Origin of the sequence: Asanoa sp. NPDC049475, from assembly GCF_040676915.1 — a bacterium.
GTDB lineage: Bacteria > Actinomycetota > Actinomycetes > Mycobacteriales > Micromonosporaceae > Asanoa.
This window is the reverse complement of sequence record NZ_JBFAPY010000001.1, coordinates 334,191-349,852: the sequence shown is the minus strand read 5'-3', so window position 1 is coordinate 349,852 and position 15,662 is coordinate 334,191. Positions and strand designations below refer to the sequence as shown.

Sequence of the window (15,662 nt, the reverse complement as noted above, 5' to 3'; positions counted from 1 at the left end):
TTAAGGCCGTCCACCCGATCGAGGGATCAGCCGTACGGATGAGTTACTTGCGCGATTTCATGGCCCGGGCGAAGAACAGCAGGTTCGCCGGACGTTCGGCCAGGCGGCGCATCATGTAGCCGTACCAGTCGTCGCCGTAGGGCACGTAGACCCGCACCGTGTAGCCCTCGCCGGCGAGCCGCAGCTGCTCGTCGGGGCGCACGCCGTGCAGCAGCTGGAACTCGAACGCGTCGGTCGAGCGGTCGAACCAGCGTGCCCGGTCCTCCGCGATCGCGATCAGCCGGGGGTCGTGGGTCGCCAGCATCGGGTAGCCCTCGCCGGACATCAGGATGTTCATGCAGCGCACGTACGACTTGTCGACCTCGATCGCCGACTGGAAGGCCACCGACTCGGGCTCCTTGTAGGCGCCCTTGCACAGCCGCACCCGGGAGCCGAGCGTGGCCAGCTCGCGGCAGTCGGCCTCGGTGCGGCGCAGGTAGGCCTGCAGCACGGCGCCGGTGTCGGGGTGGTCGAGCCGGAGCTTGGCCAGGATCTCCAGGGTGGAGTCCGTGGTGGTGTGGTCCTCCATGTCGAGGGTCACCGTCGTGCCGGCGTTGGCCGCGGCGGCGCAGATCTGGCGGGCCAGGTCGTACGAGAGCTGCTCGTCGAACTTCTGGCCGAGGGCCGAGAGCTTGACGCTGACCTCGGCGGCGGGCGTCAGGCCGGCACCGGCGAGCGCACCGAGCAGCGCGAGGTATTCGTCCTTGATGGCCGTGGCCTGGTCGGGGTTGACCGTGTCCTCGCCGAGGTGGTCCAGGGTCACCCGGAGGCCGTCACCCACCAGGTCGCGGGTCGTGTGCAGAGCGTCATCGGTGACAGTGCCGGCGATGAAGCGGTGGACGACGTCGCGGGTCAGCGGGGCCGTCTCGACGAGCCGCTCGACCCGGGATGACCGGGAGGCGGCGAGGATGACCGAACGGAGCATGCCCGCAGCGTAGCGCCCGTTGGCGGGCGCTACTCGGCGAGCTTGGCACACGTTCATGATCGCTTAGCGGAGTGGCTTCGTCGCGGAGTGGCCCCACGGACGAGGCATGCGCCGGCCGCGTCGTCTACGGTTGTCGGGTGAACTTCGATGCGTACGCGCGCACCGCCGTTGACCTGGTCAACGCCCCGATGGAGGGCATCGACGACCTGCGGGCCGTTTTCATCGCCGACAACGCCTGGATGCGCGACGAGGTCACCGAGCGTGATGTGACGACGTTCCGCCGCGCACAGAAGCGGCTGCGCGAGGTCTTCCAGTGCGGCAGCGCCGGCCGTGACACCGAGGCGGTCAACGAGCTCAACTCACTGCTGAAGGACCATCCGGTCCAGCCGCGAATCTCCGGGCACGATGCCAGCGACTGGCACATGCACGTGACCAGCCGCGGCGCTTCGGCCAGCAACGAGTTCCTCGCCGCGGCGGTGTGGGGGCTGGCGGTCTGGCTGACCACCCACGGCAGTGCCCGGTTCGGGGTCTGCGCCGACGACCGGTGCGGCAACGTCTACCTGGACACGTCGTCCAACAACTGCCGGCGGTTCTGCTCCGAGCGCTGCGCCACCCGCTCGCACGTGGCCGCCCACCGTGCCCGCAAGAGAGCGACGCTCGCCGCGGTCTGAGCCTTCCGGTCAGACCTTCGCCGGGGCGGGGAGGTGGGCGCGCGCGAACGCCAGCGCCGCGCCCAGGTCGGCCTCGCGGTCGGCTCGGCTCTTGGCGCCCCGGGTGTTGACCTCCACCGCGATCGAGCCGCGGAAGCCGCGCCCGGCCAGCGACTCGAGCAGCTCGCCGCAGGGCTGGCTGCCGCGCCCGGGCACCAGGTGCTCGTCGCGCCCTTCGCCGCTGCCGTCGCCCAGGTGCACGTGCCGCAGGCCGTCGCCCATCGCGTCGGCCATGGCGAGCGCGTCGGTGCGGCTCGCGGCGCAGTGCGACAGGTCCAGCGTGTACGCGTCGAAGCCGGACTCGGTCGGGTTCCAGCCCGGCTGGTAGGGCACGAACTCGCGGCCGGCCATGCGTACCGGGAACATGTTCTCGATCGCGAAGGTCAGGTCGCTGTGCTTGTGCGCGATCCGCTCGAGTCCTGGCTGGAACGACCGGGCATAGTCGCGCTGCCAGCTGAACGGCGGGTGCACGACCACCGTCGGTGCCTCCAGCGACTCGGCGAGCTCGGCCGCGCGGCGCAGCCGCTCCCACGGGTCGGAGCTCCACACCCGCTGGGTCACCAGCAGGCAGGGCGCGTGGACGCTGAGCACCGGCACGCCGTAGTGGGCCGCCAGCCCCTTGAGGGCGCCGGAGTCCTGGCTCACCGCGTCGGTCCAGACCATGACCTCGATGCCGTCGTAGCCCAGCCGCGCGGCCATTTCGAAGGCCGCGGCGGTCGGCTCGGGGAAGACCGAAGAGCTTGACAGGAGTACGGGGGTGCGCGAGGTCACGTCAATCAGGGTAGTCCTACGTGCCAGCGGCCACCCGGACGAGCCACCCCAAATCCATCGTTTATGCCGATTCAAGCTGATCGAGGCGCCGGAGGATCACGCCTTCGCGCAGCGCCCACGGGCAGATGTCCGCCGCGTCGATCTGGAGGCGGCGCAGCACGGCCTCGGCCACCACCGCACCCGCCAGCAACTGGTGCGACCGGCTGGCGCTGACGCCCTCGAGCTCGTAGACCTGGCGCGGCGGGATCAGCCGGATGAAGCCCAGCACCTGGCGCAGGCCCTGCGCGGACAGCGCGCGCGGCTCCCACAGCCCCTGCCGGGACGGCGCGGCGCCGGCGAGCCGGGCCAGTGTGCGGAACGTCTTGGAGGTCGCCACGGCACGGTCCCAGCGCACGTCGGCCAGCTTCGTGGCGGCGGTTTCGAGCTGCTTCTCCACGTACGCCTGGAGCTCGTCGACGTTCTTCGGCGAAGGTGGTGTCGAGGTGTCCCGGTCGACCCCGAGCCGCTCCCGGCTGAGCCGGCCGGCGCCCAGCGGCAGCGACATCGCGAGGTCCGGCGTCTCGTCGATGCCGGCCGCGATCTCCAGCGAGCCGCCGCCGATGTCGAGCACCAGCAGCCGGCCGGCCGACCAGCCGAACCAGCGCCGGACGGCGAGGAAGGTGGCGCGGGCCTCGTCGGCGCCCGAGAGCACCTGGAGGCGGACGCCGGTCTCCTTGCGTACCCGGTGCAGCACCTCCTGCGAGTTCGTCGCGTCCCGCACCGCGGACGTGGCGAACGCCAACAGGTCGTCGGCCTTGAGCCGGCGGGCGCTGGCCTGCGCGTCGTGCGCGGCCTTGACCAGCGCGTCCGCGCCCGCCTTGGTGAGCGCGCCGTCTGGGCCGATCTGCTCGGCCAGCCGCAGCACCGCCTTCTCCGAGTGCGCCGGCCACGGGTGCGCACCGTGGTGCGCGTCGACCAACAGCAGGTGAACGGTGTTGGAACCGACGTCTAGAACGCCCAACCTCATGTCCGCACCTTATGGCCCAACGGTTATCGCCACCGCCTTGCCGTGCGCCAAAGCGGCCCGCAGCATGTTCGGGCGTAGTCTTGTCGGGTGCCAGCACGCAACCAGCTTCGCGTTCTCGTCGACTCGGCCGACGATCCCCGCAGCCGCGAGGTCGACCTGGACTTCCCGCGGGAATGGGTCGAGTTCTTCGACCCCGAGGACCCCAAACACCTCATCCGTGCCGACCTGACCTGGTTGCTGTCGCGCTGGACGTGCATCTTCGGCAAGGGTTGCCACGGCATCATCGAGGGCCGGGCCGAAGACGGTTGCTGCTCGCACGGGGCGTTCTTCACCGACTCCGACGACGAGTCCCGGATCCGGGCCGCGGCCAAGAAGCTGACGCCGGAGACCTGGCAGCACTACCGCCGCGGGTTCAAGAACTACACCGAGATGGACACCGTCGACGGCAAGACGCCGGCCCGGCGCACCGCCACCCAGGGCGCCGACGGCCCGTGCGTGTTCCTCAACGACGCGGACTTCCCGGCGGGCGGCGGCTGCGCGCTGCACGCCCAGGCCCTGCGCGACGGCGTGCACCCGCTGGAATACAAGCCGGACGTGTGCTGGCAGCTCCCGGTGCGCCGCGACCAGGACTGGAACAAGCGCCCCGACGGCACCAAGATCCTGATCACCACGCTGACGGAGTTCGACCGCCGAGGTTGGGGCTCGGGCGGCCACGACCTGCACTGGTGGTGCACGTCGTCGCCCGAGGCCCACGTGGGCACCGAGGCGATGTGGCAGTCCTACGAGCCGGAACTGACGGCCCTGATCGGCAAGGCGGCCTACGGCAAGCTGGCCGAACTGTGCGCCGCCCGCGCCCGCCGCGGCATGGTCGCCCCCCACCCGGCAGACCCGAAGCGCCGCCTCCCGCTGACGCGCACCAAGGACCTCAACGGCGGCGCAGAGCCAGCCGCGCCACCGAAGAAGCGCTAACCGATGCAGCCGCGGAGTCCTGCGGCGATTTCGGGAACTTCACGGATCTTGCCCGAGGCAATTCCGATCGTCAGCTCGTAGGCAAGGTCCTCGTCCAAGGGCTCCGTTGCTATCCCGTTTCGGTCGAGGAACGCCAACGCAGCCACGAGTCCCGTGCGTTTGTTGCCGTCGACAAAAGGATGATTGGCAACCAAGGAGTGCATGAACGCCGCGGCCTTGTCCCAGATGTCGGTGTAAGCCTCAACGCCAAACATCGCCGACTGCGGTCGCACCACAGCCGAACTCAGCAAACCAGGATCGCGAAGGTCGCCGCCCGCGCCGATCTCGTTCGCGATCGCCAGCACGTCGGCGACCGTCAGGTAGTGGATCATTCGGCCAACCGATCGAGCAGCGGCCCATGTCGATCAGCGAACCGCCGGGCGAACGCACGAGCCTGATCGCTGGCCACCTGCTCCGGCAGGTCTGCCGGGACGAGCGCGGCCGCGCGCCGACCGTGCCGGCTCAGGTAGATGACCTTTCCGGATTCGGCCTCGTCGACAAGCTCCGCGAGTCGCGCGCGGGCGTCGCTGACAGAGATCTCTAGGTCCTCGGCGGGAGGTAGCGGCTCAGCACTCATACCGCGAACTGTACAACGCTTGTACAGATTTACGGCTCGAACTTGTAGCCGAGGCCGCGGACGGTGACGATGAAACGCGGCGTGGACGGCTCTGGCTCGACCTTCGACCGGAGGCGCTTGACGTGCACATCGAGGGTCTTGGTGTCGCCCACGTAGTCGGCGCCCCAGACGCGGTCGATCAGTTGGCCTCGGGTGAGGACCCGGCCGGCGTTGCGGAGCAGCAGCTCCAGCAGCTCGAACTCCTTGAGCGGCAGCTGGACCGACGAGCCGTCGACCGTGACCACGTGGCGCTCGACGTCCATCCGGACCGGGCCGGCGGCCAGGGTCGGTGCGTCCGGCTCGGTGACCTCGGTGCCCTGGCGGCGCAGCACCGCGCGGATGCGGGCGACCAACTCGCGCGGCGAGTACGGCTTGGTGACGTAGTCGTCGGCGCCGATCTCCAGGCCGACCACCTTGTCGATCTCGCTGTCCCGGGCGGTGACCATGATGATCGGCACGCGGGAGCGCTGGCGGAGCTGGCGGCAGACCTCGGTGCCGGACATCTCCGGCAGCATGAGGTCCAGCAGGACGATGTCGGCGCCGGTCCGGTCGAACTCGGTCAGCGCCAAGGTGCCGGTCGGTGCGACCGAGACCTCGAAACCCTCCTTGCGGAGCATGTACGAGAGGGCATCGGAGAACGACTCTTCGTCCTCGACCACGAGCACGCGGGCCACGGACTTTCCTTCCTTACCGCTCGGATCGGCTCGACTCGGCCGATCCGGTCACGATCTCAATAGAGGGGGGTAGCGGGAGGGCGGCGTCCGGCGGACTGGCCGGAAACCGAAGGGTGAACGTCGAACCCTCCCCCAGTGTGCTGACTACATCGATGCGACCGCCATGGTTGGTGGCGATGTGCTTGACGATGGCCAGGCCTAGCCCGGTGCCGCCGGTCGCCCGGGAGCGGGCGCGGTCGGCACGATAGAACCGTTCGAAGATCCGGTCGACCTCGTCCGGTGCGATGCCGATGCCCTGGTCGGCCACCGAGAGCACGACCGACGAGTCTTCGAGCGCGGTCGTGATGGTGATCCGGGTCTCTTCCTTCGAGTACGCGATCGCGTTCTCCACCAGGTTGGACAGCGCGGTGGCGAACTGGCTGTCGCTGCCGTAGACGGTGAGCCCGCGCTTGCCCTCGACCACGACCTCGATCTCGCGGGCGGCGGCCGTCGTGCGGGTGCGGTCGATCACCTCGGCGACCACCCAGTCCACCGGGACCGGCTCGGGATCGGGCAGCGGGTCGGCGCCCTGAAGCCGGGTCAGCTCGAGCAGCTCGTTGACGAGCCGGCCCAGCCGGGTCGACTCGTGCTGGATCCGCACCGCGAACCGGCGGGCGGCGGCCACGTCTTCCTCGGGGCCGGCGCCGGGCTGGGGGCCGACGTTGGTCGGGTCGGTGGCGTCGAGCAGCGCCTCGGCTAGGAGCTGGAGCGCGCCGATCGGGGTCTTGAGCTCGTGGCTGACGTTGGCGACGAAGTCCCGGCGCACCCGGCTGACCCGGTGCGACTCGGTGACGTCGGCGGCCTCCACGGCCACGAAGTTGCCGCCGAGGCCGACCGCCCGCAGGTGCACGCCCAGCGGGTCCGAGAGGCCGTCGCCGCGCGGCAGGTCCATCTCGACCTCGCGGCGGACGCCGGAGCGGCGGACCTGGCCGGCCAGGGTACGGATGATCGGGTGCGCGACGAGGCTCCCGGGCGTGCCTGCCGAGCGCAGCAGGCCCATCGCCCGCGCCGCCGGGTTGACCAGCACCACCGTGTCGTCGCCGTCGAGCACCACCACGCCGACCCGCAGCGAGTCGAGGCTCTTGCGACCCAGCCCGGGCTGCGGACCGTCCCGGTCGATGGTGATCGCCTGCCTTCCCTCGCCCGCGGCGCGGGTAGCGGCGACGGTCGCTGACCCCCGCCGCCTGATGCGCGGGATCAGCGAACCGGCGGCGAAGCCCGCCAACAGACTGACGCACACGCCAGCCACGATCGCCCATTCCACGAGGCGATCGTAGGGTCATTGTTAACGAAAAGCCTGGTCGGGCCGGGCGGAGCAGGGGCAGATCGCACAATGTTCACCAGCCGGCAGAGCGCCGTTCACTAGCGTTCTTTGGCGTACACCTACGGTGAACCGGACATATGTCAATCGTTCCCCAGGAGCACCAAGATGGCCTTGCGCGAAGAGTTCCGCGCTGACCTGCACATCGTCAGCCAGCTGTTGGTCGACATGGCCGAGGCGGTCCGCACCGCGATGGCCGAGGCGACCACCGCACTGCTGCGTGCCGACAAGGCCGCCGCGGAGGATGTGATCTCCCGGGATGCCGAGGTCGACGCGCTCTACAACCAGGTCGAGGAGCGGGTGACCGATCTCATGGCCCGCCAGGCTCCGGTGGCCAGCGACCTGCGGGTGCTGATCACCGCCCTGCAGACCGCCGCCGACCTGGAGCGGATGGGCGACCTCGCCGACCACGTGGCCAAGACGGCGCTGCGCCGCCACCCGTCGCCGGCGGTCCCGGCCGAGCTGCGCCCGGTCTTCCAGGCGAAGGCCGCCGTGGCCGACAAGATGGCGGCCAAGATCGCGACCGTGATCTCCAAGCTCGACACGGTCGGCGCCGCCGAGCTCGAGACCGACGACGACGCGATGGACGCGCTGCACGTCGAGCTGTTCAAGGTCATGCTCAGCCCCGACTGGCCCTACGGAGCCGAGACGGCCATCGACGGAGCCCTGTTGGGCCGCTTCTACGAGCGCTTCGCCGACCACGCCGTGAACGCCGGCCACCACGTGATCTACCTAGTGACCGGCGAACAGGTTTGATTTTTAGCGTCCCTGGTTGGCTACGGCGGCTGCGGCTTCGGCGGCGGCCGCCGGGTCCAGGTACGCGCCGCCCGGGGTGATCGGGCGCAGGTTGGCGTCCAGGTCGTAGCGCAGCGGGATGCCGGTCGGGATGTTGAGCTTGGCGATCGCCTCGTCGGAGATGCCGTCGAGGTGCTTGACCACGGCGCGCAGGGAGTTGCCGTGCGCGGCGACCAGCACCGTCCTGCCGGCCAGCAGGTCCGGGACGATCGCGTCGTACCAGTACGGGAGCGTGCGGACGAGCACGTCCTTGAGGCACTCGGTGCGCGGCATCAGCTCGGGCGGGAGGGCCGCGTAGCGCGGGTCGTCGGTCTGCGCCCACTCGTCGTTCGGGTCGATCGGCGGCGGCGGCACGTCGTACGACCGGCGCCAGAGCATGAACTGCTCCTCGCCGTACTCCTCGAGCGTCTGCTTCTTGTTCTTGCCCTGGAGCGCCCCGTAGTGGCGCTCGTTGAGCCGCCACGACCGGCGCACCGGGATCCACGAGCGGCCGGCCTCGCCCAGCGCGAGCTCGCTGGTGCGGATCGCGCGGCGCAGCACGCTGGTGTGCAGCACGTCGGGCAGCAGGTCGTGCTCCCGCAGCAGCGCGCCGCCGCGCCGGGCCTCGGTCTCGCCCTTGTCGGTGAGGTCGACGTCGACCCACCCGGTGAACAGGTTCTTCGCGTTCCACTCGCTCTCGCCGTGCCGGAGCAGCACCAACGTCCCCACAGTCATGCCGCCATCCTCGCGCAGCCCATGAACCGGCTTGCGACCCACCCGGCGTGACGACCGCCATGCGGTAATCCTGATGACTTCCTGGGTGCCCAGCCCCTAGGTTGCGTAAGGCCGCTGCGGATTGGCGGTCATTACAAAGGGGGCCTGGGAGTGGTACGAAGCTGGTTGCGTGAGACGACGGGTGGGCTTCCCAGGACGTTCTGGTATCTCTGGTGCGGCACCCTGGTCAACCGGCTCGGCGGCTTCGTACTGATCTTCCTGACGGTCTACCTGACCAAGGAGCGGGGCTTCAGCGACATCCAGGCCGGCCTGGTGGTCGGCCTATGGAGCGCCGGCGGCGGGGTCGGCACGATGGTCGGCGGCATCCTCGCCGATCGCTGGGGCCGGCGGCCGACGCTGCTGGTCGCGCACGTCGGCGGCGCGGGCATGATGCTGCTGCTCGGCTTCTCCCGCCCCTTCGCGATGATCGCCGGCGTCGCGTTCGCGCTCGGCGCGTTCGCCGAGGCCGCCCGGCCGGCGTTCGCCGCGATGATGGTCGACGTCGTGCCGGACCGCGATCGGGTACGCGCCTTCTCCCTCAACTACTGGGCGATCAACCTGGGCTTCGCATCGGCGGCGATCCTCGGCGGTTTCGCGGCGCACCTCGACTACGTGCTGCTCTTCGTGCTCGACGCCTCGGCCACGCTGATCACCGCCGCGATCGTATTCACCAAGATCAAGGAGACCCGACCGGTCGGCGCACACCTGGCGGTCGCCGGCAACGGCGGAGGTCTCGGCATGGTCCTGCGGGACCGGGTGTTCCTGGTCTTCACCCTGGCGAACCTGCTGGCCGCGATGGTCTTCCTGCAGCACATCTCGATGCTGCCGATCGCGATGACCGACGACGGCCTGTCCTCGTCGACCTTCGGCTGGGTGATCGCGCTCAACGGCGTGCTGATCGTGCTCGGCCAACTCTTCATCCCGAAACTGATCGGCGGGCACAGCCGCGTGCGGGTGCTCGCGGTCGGCACGATCGTGCAGGGCATCGGCTTCGGGTTGACCGCCGTCGCTGGCAGTGCCTGGCTCTATGCCATGACCGTGCTGGTCTGGACGGTCGGCGAGATGGTCTACTCGCCGGCCAACGCGGCGACCATCGCCGACCTGGCCCCCGCCTCGGTCCGCGGCCGCTACCAGGGTGTCTTCGCGCTCTCCTGGTCGATCGCCGGCTTCACCGCACCGGTGGCCGGCGGCTTCGTCCGCGACCTGCTCGGCAACACCGCGCTCTGGGTGGGCTGCGCGCTGATCGCCTTCCTCGCGGCGGCGATCAACCTGACCGCCGGGCCGGCGCGGGAACGGCGCACGGCCGCGATCGCCGCCGCCGCACGCGCGTCGGTGCCCGTCACACCCGCTCCACCCGGCGTGATGAGCGACACGCTGGCGCCAACCTCCGCCGCTTCGTAGCGTCCCTCCGTAAGCTTTCTTAACTGAAGGAGGACGGGGTTGCGGGCCTGGTTGCGGAACACCGCGGGCGGCCTGCCCGGGACCTACTGGTACCTCTGGACCGGCATGCTGATCAACCGGGTCGGCGCGTTCGCCATGCTGATCATGTCGGTCTACCTGACCGACGAGCGCGGCGCCTCGGCCAGCCTGGCCGGCCTGGTCGTCGGCGGCTACGGGATCGGCGGCGTCGCCGGCACGCTGCTCGGCGGCGTCCTCGCCGACCACTGGGGACGGCGGGCCACGCTGTTCTGGGCGCACACCGTGGCGGCGGGGCTGATGGCGGCGCTGGCCTTCACCACGCACCTCGGCGCGATCGCGGCCCTCACCGTCGCACTCGGGCTCGTCCATTCGATGCCCATGCCGGCCTTCGTCGCCGCGATCGTCGACATCGTGCCCGCCGAACGCCGCTCGCGGGCGTTCAACCTGCAGTTCTGGTCGTTCAACCTAGGCATGGCCGCGGCCGGCCTGCTCGCCGGCGTGCTGGCCCAGGTGAGCTACCTGGCGTTGTTCCTCGCCGACGCGGGCGCCACGGCGGTCACGGCGGCGGTGATCGCCTGGAAGGTGCCGGAGACGTTCCGCCGCAACGCGGGCGTCGCGCACAACGGCGGGCTGCTGACGGCCCTCACCGACCGCACGTACCTGGTCTTCGTCGGCCTGACGTTCCTGCTCGCCGCGCTGTCCACCCAGACCTCGACGATCATGCCGCTGGCGATGCGCAGCGACGGACTGAGCCCCGCCGCGTACGGGACGGTGGTCGCGATCAGCGCCGCCCTCATCGTGGTCGGCCAGCTCTTCGTGCCCCCGCTGATCGACGGCCACCGCAAGCACACCGTGCTGGCCACGGCGCTCGGGCTGATCGGCCTCGGCTTCGGCGCCCTGGCCTTCGCCGACCACCTGGCCGTCTACCTGCTCGCGTCGGTGATCTGGACGATCGGCTCGATGCTGGCCGCGCCACCCAACGCCGAGGTCAACGCGGAGCTGTCACCGGAGGAACTGCGCGGCCGCTACCAGTCGGTGTTCAGCCTGACCTTCCCGGCGGCCGCCTTCATCACCCCGGCCCTCGGCGGCCTCAGCCTCGACCACCTCGGCAGCTGGCACTGGATCGTCGTCGGAGCGGTCGGCCTGGTCGCCGCCGTCGGCCACCTGCTGACCGGCCCGTCCCGCGACCGCGAAGCCGCCCGCCGAGCACTAGCCACACACGAACGAGAACACGTAGCGGTCTAAGCGCGAACCGGCGGGCTCACAAGATCCCGGGCGGCGCCTGGCCACGTGAGGGAGCGGAGCAGCGCGCTCGTACCGAGCAATCAAGCACTCTCTCTAATGATCAATTCGGTGGGGAGCATCGTGACCGGCTCGATCTCCTCGCCCGCGACCAGGCGCATCAGTTGGCGGGCCATCTCGCGGCCGATCTGCTGGATCGGCTGGCGGACCGTGGTCAGCGGCGGCTCGGTGTAGCGGGCCATCTCGATGTCGTCGAAGCCGATCACCGCGACGTCGTCCGGCACCCGCCGCCCCGCCTCCCGCAGCGCCCGCAACGCGCCGTGGGCCATCAGGTCGGAGGCCGCGAACACCGCGTCGAGCTTCGGGTCGTCGTCGAGGAGCTGGCGCATCGCGACGGTGCCGGACTCCCGGGTGAAGTCGCCGATGGCGACGATCGAGCGCCGGTCGGAGTCGCGCAGCGCCTGCCGGTAGCCGGTCAGCCGGTCGATGCCGGCCACCATGTCCTGCGGCCCGGAGATCGTCGCGATCCGCTTGCGGCCCGAGTCGAGCAGGTGCCGGACGGCCGAGACCACGCCGCCGATCTGGTCGACGTCGACGTACGGCACCTCGACCGTGGCCCGACCGAGCGGCCGGCCGCTGCACACGACCGGGATGCCCATCCGGATCAGCGCGGCGGGCAGCGGGTCGGCGCCGTGCATCGAGGCGAACATGACGCCGTCGACGTGCCGGCCCATCGTGTAGCGCTCGACCCGGTCGTGGCCTGCGGTCGAGCCGGCGATCAGCAGCACGAGCTGCTTGTCGGCCGCGTCGAGCTCCATCGAGACGCCGCGGATGACGCCGTGGAAGAACGGGTCGTCGGAGAACACCCTGGTCGGCGTCTCCGGCAGGATCAGGGCGGCGGAGTCGGTGCGCTGGGTGACCAGGCTCCGGGCGGCGAGGTTGGGCACGTAGCCCAGCTCGCGCACCGCCCGCCGGACCGCCTCCTGGATCGGCTCGGCGACCGTGGTCGAGCCGTTGACCACCCGCGACACGGTGGCCCGGGACACGCCTGCCCGCTTGGCCACCGCCTCGAGCGTCGGCCGCTCTCGGGTTCCGTTCTTCGCCCTGGTCAAGGAATCACCCCGTGCGTAACGCCGTCAGCAGCGTCGGGTCGCCGCTGACCACCAGGACATCGAAGCCCACCCGGCCGTAGATCGCCAGCAGCAGATCACTCGCGGTGCCCTCGGCCTGCACCCGGGCCGGCGGCTCGTCGGTGTCGAGGATCGTGTCGGTGTCGAGCAGGGCGACGCCCTCGCCGCGCAGTCGCACCAGCCATTCCTGGTCGGCGTCGGCCGCGAAGAGCTGCACGACACCGTGCGGACGGTCGCCGCTCTTGCGCCGCCCGGCCGGCAGCCAGCTGTCCAGCGCCTCGGAGATCCCGTCTGCGGCCAGCTTCGCCTCGATCGGCTCGCTCGCCGCCAGCGCCATCTGCGCGTCCCAGCGGTGCACGGCGGTCTCGTGCGCCATCCGCCGGTTCCAGAAGCCGGCCTTCTTGGACTGCGGCGCCCAGTTCCACAGCGGAGCCTCGGGATCGGCCGCGTCCAGAGTGGAGATCAGGGTGTCGTAGCGCATCTGCCACCAGGCCAGCGCCGCCTCACCGCCGGGCACGTCGACGGGGTGCTCGCGCCTCTCGGGCCGCTCGGTGCCGCCCCGCTCCACGAGCGCGGTCACCCACTCGTAGCAGCTGCCGAGGTGGTGGACCAGGTCGGTGACGGTCCAGCCGGGGCAGGACGGGACGGGGGCGTCGGGCGGCGCCTGGGCCACCGCGGCGGCGAACGCGGCCGCCTCCGCTCGCACACCGCCGAGCCAGAAGTCCTTGGTGCCGTGCAGTCTGGTCATCGGGTGCTCCTTAGGTGCAGGCCGGACCGTCGCCACTGATGCCGGAGCATCCCAGCCTAGGGTGAACAACGTGCCAGACGTTAGCGCCGAACCTCCGACCGCCACCGGCCCGCTCGATCCACGAGCGTTGGCCGACTTCACCACGCTGCGGTTGGGCGGCCCCGCAGACCAGGTGCAAAGGGCGGAAGACCCGGATCAAATCGTGCAAATGGTACGCGCGGCCGCGCGCGACGGTGCACCCGGCATGATCCTGGCCGGTGGCAGCAACGTCGTGATCGCCGACGCGGGCGTACCCGGACCGGTGATCCTGATCCGTTCCCGCGGTTTCGAGGTCGTCGACTCCGACGCCGACCACGTCGTGGTCCGGGTCGCGGCCGGCGAGCCCTGGGACGAGTTCGTCGCCGCCACCGTCGACGCCGGCTGGTCCGGGGTCGAGTGCCTCTCCGGGATCCCCGGCTCGGCCGGCGCGACGCCGATCCAGAACGTCGGCGCGTACGGCCAGGAGGTCACCGAGACGATCGTCGGCGTCGAGGTCTACGACCGGCTCGACGACACCGTCCGCCGAATGGCTCCGGCCGAGTGCCGCTTCGCCTACCGGACCAGCGTCTTCAAGCACAGCGACCGCTGGGTCGTGCTCTCGGTCGACTTCCGGCTGGCCCGGGACCCGCGGTCGGCGCCGCTGCGCTACGCGGAGCTCGCCCGGGCGCTGGCGGTCGCGCCGGGCGAGCGGGTGCCGCTGGCCGAGGCCCGGGCGGCGGTCCGTGCCCTGCGCGCGGGCAAGGGCATGGTGCTCGACGCGGCCGACCACGACACCTGGTCCGTCGGCTCGTTCTTCACGAACCCGGTGCTCGACGCGGCCGCTTTCGAGTTCCTGCGCGCGCGGGCCGGCGGCGTCGGCGACCCGCCCTCGTGGCCGGCCGCGGGCGGCACGGTCAAGGTCAGCGCCGCCTGGCTGATCGACAAGTCCGGGTTCACCAAGGGCTACGGCGGCCGGGGTGGCGTGGCCATCTCCGGCAAGCACACCCTGGCGCTGACCAACCGCGGCCAGGGCAGCACGGCCGCGCTGCTCGACCTGGCGCGCGAGATCCGCGACGGCGTGCACGAGCGGTTCGGCGTGACCCTGCACCCCGAGCCGGTGTTGGTCAACTGCGCTCTCTGAGACAAAGGGAAGGGGGCCCGCGGCGAGCGGACCCCCTTCGGTAACCCCCACTGGACCCCCGGGTACGCACCGGGCTGGGGGGTGTTGCAGAGCTCAGGCCTCGAAACGGTGGCGGCGGCGGAAAGCCGTCGCCCAGATCGCGATGACCGCGCCGACCAGCAGCACGCCGCCGCCGATCCCGGCCACGACCCCGGCGTCCGCACCGGTCTTCGGCAGCATCGGCGTGGGCTCGGGCGTCGGCTCCTCGACGACCGGCGTCGTCGGGGTGTCGGTCGGCTCGCAGTAGTAGTCCTGCTGGACGGAGCCCGGCGGACACGGCGCCGCGGCCACGTACGCGGCCGGCGCGGCCTGGGCGGCCACACTGGTCAGCGCGATCGCCGGCACCAGCAGCGCGAAAGCGGCGAGAATGAGGGACAGCCGGTTACGCACAGCCTGTCCTCCCCGTCTGTGTGATGGGTTGTTGTCAGACGGCCCAACGAGGCTGTGGCGATTTAGGTGGCGTGTCCGCTTAAGGGAATTTTGTCGGCATGATCGCGGACCAGGCGACCGTCAGCTCTCCGAGCCGCCAACGGGCGGGGCGATCCAGCACCGGCCAGCCGGCGGTCTTGACCGAGGCCACCGCGCGCTGCCAGCGCTGTCGCGCGCCGAACGTCGCGTACGGCGCCGCGTCCCGCCAACCGTCGCCCAGCGCCAGCAGCAGGTCGTGCACCGGCTCCCCCGGCACGTTGTGGTGGATCAGCGCCTTGGGCAGCCGTTCGGCCAGCGTGGCCGGGGTGTCCAGGGTCGACAGGCGGGCGGCCAAGGTCAGCGAGCGCGGGCCGGAGCGATCCAGGCAGACCCAGGCGGCCAGCCGGCCCAGCTCGTCGCAGGTGCCCTCGACCACGATCCCGTCCGGTGCCAACGCGCGGGTCATCATCGCCCACGCGTCGACCACAGCGCCCTCGTCGTACTGGCGCAGCACGTTGAGCACCCGCACCACCACCGGACGCAGCCCGGCCAGCTCGAAACCACCGCGGGCGAAGGTCAGCCCGGGCGGATCGGCGGCCGGCGCGGCCGCTGCCACCCGGACGGGGTCGATCTCCAGCCCGACCACCCGCACGTCGGGTCGCACGCGGGCGAGCCGGGAGCGCAGCTCGACCGCGGTCACCGGGGTGGCGCCGTAGCCGAGGTCGACCACCAGCGGATCGACGGCATCCCGCAACCCATTCCCCGCGTACGCCGCGATCCAGTTGTCGATCCGGCGCAGCCGGTTGGGGTTCGTCGTCCCTCTGGTGACGAACCCCTGCGGACGCTGCCGCCCGGTCAGT

The 15,662-nt window shown here is 71.0% G+C and carries 18 protein-coding genes; 6 read left to right on the top strand and 12 right to left on the bottom strand.

What is annotated here, in order from left to right; translation table 11 throughout:
* Positions 1-43 precede the first annotated feature (43 nt).
* The gene (locus AB0J88_RS01705) at positions 44-964 is read right to left on the bottom strand and encodes a proline dehydrogenase family protein (RefSeq protein ID WP_364359893.1); all 921 of its coding nucleotides are present in this window, start codon (positions 962-964) and stop codon (positions 44-46) included.
* Between the two features lie 137 nt (positions 965-1,101).
* Here AB0J88_RS01705 and AB0J88_RS01700 point away from each other — a divergent pair, with 137 nt between their 5' ends.
* Complete coding sequence (locus AB0J88_RS01700; RefSeq protein ID WP_364359890.1) at positions 1,102-1,635, top strand: CGNR zinc finger domain-containing protein; 534 nt, start codon at positions 1,102-1,104, stop codon at positions 1,633-1,635.
* A gap of 9 nt (positions 1,636-1,644) precedes the next feature.
* Here AB0J88_RS01700 and AB0J88_RS01695 read toward each other — a convergent pair whose 3' ends face one another.
* Both AB0J88_RS01695 and AB0J88_RS01690 read right to left on the bottom strand, forming a co-directional pair.
* Complete coding sequence (locus AB0J88_RS01695) at positions 1,645-2,445, bottom strand: sugar phosphate isomerase/epimerase (protein ID WP_364359886.1); 801 nt, start codon at positions 2,443-2,445, stop codon at positions 1,645-1,647.
* Positions 2,446-2,506: 61 nt separating this feature from the next.
* Positions 2,507-3,451 carry a Ppx/GppA phosphatase family protein gene (locus AB0J88_RS01690; RefSeq protein ID WP_364359883.1) on the bottom strand — a complete coding sequence of 315 codons (945 nt, stop codon included), beginning with the start codon at positions 3,449-3,451 and terminating at the stop codon, positions 2,507-2,509.
* Positions 3,452-3,538: 87 nt separating this feature from the next.
* Between AB0J88_RS01690 and AB0J88_RS01685 the strand changes: the two genes are divergently transcribed.
* Positions 3,539-4,420 carry a hypothetical protein gene (locus AB0J88_RS01685; protein ID WP_364359881.1) on the top strand — a complete coding sequence of 294 codons (882 nt, stop codon included), beginning with the start codon at positions 3,539-3,541 and terminating at the stop codon, positions 4,418-4,420.
* Here AB0J88_RS01685 and AB0J88_RS01680 read toward each other — a convergent pair.
* The 4 genes from AB0J88_RS01680 to AB0J88_RS01665 are packed head-to-tail and all read right to left on the bottom strand — an operon-like array spanning position 4,417 to position 7,052.
* Complete coding sequence (locus tag AB0J88_RS01680) at positions 4,417-4,791, bottom strand: type II toxin-antitoxin system death-on-curing family toxin (protein ID WP_364359878.1); 375 nt, start codon at positions 4,789-4,791, stop codon at positions 4,417-4,419. The two genes, AB0J88_RS01685 and AB0J88_RS01680, sit on opposite strands and share 4 nt — an antisense overlap.
* Positions 4,788-5,036: a type II toxin-antitoxin system prevent-host-death family antitoxin gene (locus tag AB0J88_RS01675; RefSeq protein WP_364359876.1), complete on the bottom strand. Its 249-nt coding sequence runs from the start codon at positions 5,034-5,036 to the stop codon at positions 4,788-4,790. The genes AB0J88_RS01680 and AB0J88_RS01675 overlap by 4 nt, the downstream gene beginning before the upstream one ends.
* Positions 5,037-5,065: 29 nt before the next feature.
* On the bottom strand, positions 5,066-5,749 hold the full coding sequence (locus AB0J88_RS01670; protein ID WP_089253558.1) for a response regulator transcription factor: 684 nt from the start codon (positions 5,747-5,749) through the stop codon (positions 5,066-5,068).
* A 13-nt stretch (positions 5,750-5,762) separates the two neighbouring features.
* Positions 5,763-7,052 (bottom strand): ATP-binding protein, encoded by a 1,290-nt coding sequence (locus AB0J88_RS01665; RefSeq protein WP_364359872.1) that lies wholly within the window; start codon positions 7,050-7,052, stop codon positions 5,763-5,765.
* Positions 7,053-7,223: 171 nt separating this feature from the next.
* Between AB0J88_RS01665 and phoU the strand changes: the two genes are divergently transcribed.
* On the top strand, positions 7,224-7,865 hold the full coding sequence (gene phoU, locus AB0J88_RS01660; protein WP_364360195.1) for a phosphate signaling complex protein PhoU: 642 nt from the start codon (positions 7,224-7,226) through the stop codon (positions 7,863-7,865).
* A gap of 3 nt (positions 7,866-7,868) precedes the next feature.
* On the opposite strand, the gene AB0J88_RS01655 is transcribed toward phoU, so the two are convergent.
* Positions 7,869-8,618, bottom strand: a complete 750-nt coding sequence (locus AB0J88_RS01655; protein ID WP_364359869.1) for a phosphoglyceromutase — start codon at positions 8,616-8,618, stop codon at positions 7,869-7,871.
* 144 nt (positions 8,619-8,762) lie between these two features.
* On the opposite strand from AB0J88_RS01655, the gene AB0J88_RS01650 reads away from it, so the two are divergent.
* Together AB0J88_RS01650 and AB0J88_RS01645 are read left to right on the top strand one after the other, a co-directional pair.
* Complete coding sequence (locus AB0J88_RS01650; protein ID WP_364360192.1) at positions 8,763-10,058, top strand: MFS transporter; 1,296 nt, start codon at positions 8,763-8,765, stop codon at positions 10,056-10,058.
* A 39-nt stretch (positions 10,059-10,097) separates the two neighbouring features.
* Positions 10,098-11,321: an MFS transporter gene (locus AB0J88_RS01645; protein ID WP_364359866.1), complete on the top strand. Its 1,224-nt coding sequence runs from the start codon at positions 10,098-10,100 to the stop codon at positions 11,319-11,321.
* 80 nt (positions 11,322-11,401) lie between these two features.
* On the opposite strand, the gene AB0J88_RS01640 is transcribed toward AB0J88_RS01645, so the two are convergent.
* Both AB0J88_RS01640 and AB0J88_RS01635 read right to left on the bottom strand, forming a co-directional pair.
* On the bottom strand, positions 11,402-12,430 hold the full coding sequence (locus AB0J88_RS01640; protein WP_364359863.1) for a LacI family DNA-binding transcriptional regulator: 1,029 nt from the start codon (positions 12,428-12,430) through the stop codon (positions 11,402-11,404).
* A 4-nt stretch (positions 12,431-12,434) separates the two neighbouring features.
* The gene (locus AB0J88_RS01635) at positions 12,435-13,196 is read right to left on the bottom strand and encodes a maleylpyruvate isomerase family mycothiol-dependent enzyme (RefSeq protein ID WP_364359860.1); all 762 of its coding nucleotides are present in this window, start codon (positions 13,194-13,196) and stop codon (positions 12,435-12,437) included.
* Between the two features lie 70 nt (positions 13,197-13,266).
* Between AB0J88_RS01635 and AB0J88_RS01630 the strand changes: the two genes are divergently transcribed.
* On the top strand, positions 13,267-14,355 hold the full coding sequence (locus tag AB0J88_RS01630; RefSeq protein ID WP_364359857.1) for a UDP-N-acetylmuramate dehydrogenase: 1,089 nt from the start codon (positions 13,267-13,269) through the stop codon (positions 14,353-14,355).
* A 93-nt stretch (positions 14,356-14,448) separates the two neighbouring features.
* Here AB0J88_RS01630 and AB0J88_RS01625 read toward each other — a convergent pair whose 3' ends face one another.
* Together AB0J88_RS01625 and AB0J88_RS01620 are read right to left on the bottom strand one after the other, a co-directional pair.
* The gene (locus tag AB0J88_RS01625; protein WP_364359854.1) at positions 14,449-14,784 is read right to left on the bottom strand and encodes an LPXTG cell wall anchor domain-containing protein; all 336 of its coding nucleotides are present in this window, start codon (positions 14,782-14,784) and stop codon (positions 14,449-14,451) included.
* A gap of 79 nt (positions 14,785-14,863) precedes the next feature.
* Entirely contained in the window at positions 14,864-15,661 is a 798-nt protein-coding gene (locus AB0J88_RS01620) for a class I SAM-dependent methyltransferase (RefSeq protein WP_364360189.1), read from the bottom strand.
* Position 15,662 lies beyond the last annotated feature (1 nt).

What these genes read in the sequence shown, in the direction of transcription:
- AB0J88_RS01705 (WP_364359893.1), bottom strand. Translation starts at nt 964, where the DNA reads ATGCTCCGTTCGGTCATCCTCGCCGCCTCCCGGTCATCCCGGGTCGAG.
- AB0J88_RS01690 (WP_364359883.1), bottom strand. Translation starts at nt 3,451, where the DNA reads ATGAGGTTGGGCGTTCTAGACGTCGGTTCCAACACCGTTCACCTGCTG.
- AB0J88_RS01680 (WP_364359878.1), bottom strand. Translation starts at nt 4,791, where the DNA reads ATGATCCACTACCTGACGGTCGCCGACGTGCTGGCGATCGCGAACGAG.
- AB0J88_RS01675 (WP_364359876.1), bottom strand. Translation starts at nt 5,036, where the DNA reads ATGAGTGCTGAGCCGCTACCTCCCGCCGAGGACCTAGAGATCTCTGTC.
- AB0J88_RS01655 (WP_364359869.1), bottom strand. Translation starts at nt 8,618, where the DNA reads ATGACTGTGGGGACGTTGGTGCTGCTCCGGCACGGCGAGAGCGAGTGG.
- AB0J88_RS01635 (WP_364359860.1), bottom strand. Translation starts at nt 13,196, where the DNA reads ATGACCAGACTGCACGGCACCAAGGACTTCTGGCTCGGCGGTGTGCGA.